This window comes from Polaromonas sp. (assembly GCF_030682935.1).
GTDB lineage: Bacteria > Pseudomonadota > Gammaproteobacteria > Burkholderiales > Burkholderiaceae_C > Polaromonas.
The window spans coordinates 1-2,850 of sequence record NZ_JAUXNA010000382.1 but is presented as its reverse complement, the minus strand read 5'-3'; the positions used below and the strand labels follow the sequence as shown (position 1 = coordinate 2,850).

General features: G+C 58.9%; 3 protein-coding genes. All 3 read right to left on the bottom strand.

All coding sequences use genetic code 11. The annotated features are described in order from the left end of the window. Positions 1 to 1,472 (bottom strand): AMIN domain-containing protein (locus tag Q8K05_RS17605; RefSeq protein WP_305247909.1); only part of this gene is annotated, 1,472 nt, incomplete at its 3' end. 95 nt (positions 1,473 to 1,567) lie between these two features. Next, entirely contained in the window at positions 1,568 to 2,119 is a 552-nt protein-coding gene (locus tag Q8K05_RS17600) for a pilus assembly protein PilP (protein ID WP_305247908.1), read from the bottom strand. Next, complete coding sequence (locus Q8K05_RS17595) at positions 2,116 to 2,790, bottom strand: type 4a pilus biogenesis protein PilO (protein ID WP_305247907.1); 675 nt, start codon at positions 2,788 to 2,790, stop codon at positions 2,116 to 2,118. Before Q8K05_RS17595 ends, Q8K05_RS17600 begins: the two co-directional genes overlap by 4 nt. Between the last annotated feature and the right edge of the window lie 60 nt (positions 2,791 to 2,850).

Here is a 2,850-nt window from a genome sequence, read left to right as displayed (position 1 = left end):
TTAATAAAATCGCCCGCATTGGTGCCAAAATTATCACCCCGAGCCGCTGGATTATCCCTGGTTATGTCAGGGGCGATGTAAGTGCTTCCGAACATGGAATTCCTATTTCCGTTGACGCTAATAGGTCTGCCACCAAGTCTGACTCCCAGGGATTTCCCGAAGGTGTCCGTGGCTTCCACGATGCGCGCTTCGATCAGCACTTGCCGCACGGCGACGTCAAGCTTGGCAATCAGCTGCTGCACCTGCTCCAGCTTGGACGGAATGTCAGTGACAAACAGCTGGTTGGTGCGTGGTTCGGCAATCACGCTGCCACGGCTGGACAGAATGCGGGCGCTGGTCGGTCCACTGCCGGACGCCGTGAGCTGCACGCCAATATCGGCGGCCTTTGCATAGTTGATCTGGAACGACTGCGTGCGAACCGCTTCGAGGCTCTGCAGGGCGTTGCGCGATTCGAGGTCTTGTTTGTCCTTGGCCGCCAGCTCGTCCTTGGGGGCGATCAGCAAGACGTTGCCGGCTTTGCGCATGCCCAGGCCTTTGGCCTGCAAAATAATATCCAGCGCCTGGTCCCAGGGAACATCTTTCAAGCGCAGGGTGACGGAGCCCGTGACCGTGTCCGAGGTCTCCACGTTGAAGTTGGTGAATTCTGGAATCACCTGCAAAAGTGATCGGATTTCAATGTTCTGAAAGTTCAGCGACAGCTTCTCGCCGTTATAGCCCGAGCCCTGCGTCAGCTTGTCTTGATCAACTTTCAGCGCCCGCACTTCAAGCACAAACTGGCTGTCGGTCTGGTAGGCGCTGTGCTCCCACTGGCCCTTGGGCTCGATGACCATGCGAACCTTGTCGCCGGTCTGGGAGCTTGTCACTGTTTGCACGGGCGTTCCAAAGTCGGCCACATCGAGGCGGCGGCGTAGCCCCTCGGGCAGCGCCGTTTTCAGGAACTCGACCACCAGGGTCTGGCCTTGCTGGCGAATGTCCACGCCGACCTGGTTATTGGGGAGTCCGACCACAATACGGCCCGAACTGTCGGTGCCGCGGCGAAAGTCAATGTCCTTGAGCGGCAGCGTGTCGCGGTTGCGGCTTTCTGCAAATACCGGCGCAACCCCGACGGACGGGGCCGCCAGGGCAGGCAAGTCCAGAATGATCAGCAGGGACTTGCCCTGTATCTCGGCCTTGTAAGGCGCTGGCGCCTTCAGGTTCAGCACCACCCGGGTTCGATCGCCGGCCTGAACCACGTTCACCGAACGCAGGTTGCCAAGATTAAGGTCAATGGCCGAGCGTCCAATGGAATTGCTGACACCCGGAAAGTCGAGCGCGATGCGCGCTGGCGTCTGTATGCTAAAACCGGTGGGAACCGTCGCCAGCGCCTCGGCCAGATCGATGCGAATGACTTCGGAGCCGCCCTGAACCGAGCCGGAAACCGACTGGATGGCGTTTTGCGCCTGCGCGATCAAGGGCACGGTGCCGGCAAGCATGGCCAGGCTGAGCGACGTGCCGCGCAACAGGTTCCCAAGCAAACGCCGGAGGCCGCCTCGCATCACCTCCAACCTGATGGTCTCTGTCTGCTTGTTCATTTTGATCCCTCTATAAGCTGTAATGTCGCCGTGCGCTCTATCCATTCGCCCGCGGCGTCCTGGACGATTTCGCGCAAGGTCAGACTGGTTTCGGCCACCTTGGTGACCCGGCCGTAGTTTTGGCCCAGGTAATTACCGGCACGAACCTGGTAAATCAGGTTGTCTACCCGAACCAGTGCCACGGGCTGGCCGGTTTTGGTCAGGCTGCCGACCATGACAACGGCATCCAGAGGGGAGGATTCCAGCGGCTCTTTGCGCCGGCTGAGCTCAGGCGTTATCAGGGCCGCATTGGCGGTTGACTGGTTGGCGTCACGTTTCAAGGCCTGGACCAGCTTTTGATTGCTGAAAGGCTCTATCAGGCTCTCCTGGCCATAAGCCTGGGGCGAGAATTTGGTGGGCTCCGGCAAGGGGTCGACCTTGGGCCTGGTCGCGTTGCGCTGTTCCACCATCCACTGCTGCAGCTCTTCATGTCCAGATACGCCACAGCCGGCGATTGAAAACAAGACCAGCGCAAGGCTGGCCGCCAGCCTGTAATGGGTGAAGCTCATTTTTTGGCTCCTTTGGCGGGAGCGCTCTTGCGCTGCAATGCAACCTCTTCCTCATCCAGGTAGCGGAAGGTCTTGGCGGTGGTATCCATCACCAGATTGCCGTCCTTGCCCGGCGCGATGCTCATGTTGTTGAGGGTCACAATGCGGGAAAGATTGGCAATGTCAGCGGCAAAAGCCCCCATGTCGTGGTATCGCCCCGTCACGCGCACGGCGATCGGCAGCTCGGCGTAATACTCTTTCACGCTCACCTGGCCAGGGCGAAACAACTCAAACTGCAGGCTGCGGCCCAGCCCCGCCTGGTTGATATCGGACAGCAATGCGTCCATTTCAGCCTTGCTGGGCAGTTGTTTTTCCAGCTGAACAACGTACTGCTGGACCTGCTCGCGCTGCTTCTTCAGCGCTTCCAGATTAACGGCCTGCTTCAGCTTGTTCTTGTAGTCCTCCCTCAGTTGAACCTCGTTTGCTTTTTCTGCAGTCAACGCTTCGTCAGAAGCGCTCAGCCATACAAACCAGAGGGCCACCACAACAAACACCGTGACGGAAAGACAGAGAAGATACCGCGGCAGCGCAGGCCAGGAAGGCGGATCGTTCGGGTCCAGACCGCTGAACTGGGCCTGCAATTTACTTTGAATACCGGCGAAGTCGATGGAAGGTTTGGGAATATTTGCCATGATCCGTCTTGTTCAAACCGGCGCCATGCTGATCAATGCCGAGGCAGGCGCTGCCATGGA

What these genes read in the sequence shown, in the direction of transcription:
- Q8K05_RS17600 (WP_305247908.1), bottom strand. Translation starts at nt 2,119, where the DNA reads ATGAGCTTCACCCATTACAGGCTGGCGGCCAGCCTTGCGCTGGTCTTG.
- Q8K05_RS17595 (WP_305247907.1), bottom strand. Translation starts at nt 2,790, where the DNA reads ATGGCAAATATTCCCAAACCTTCCATCGACTTCGCCGGTATTCAAAGT.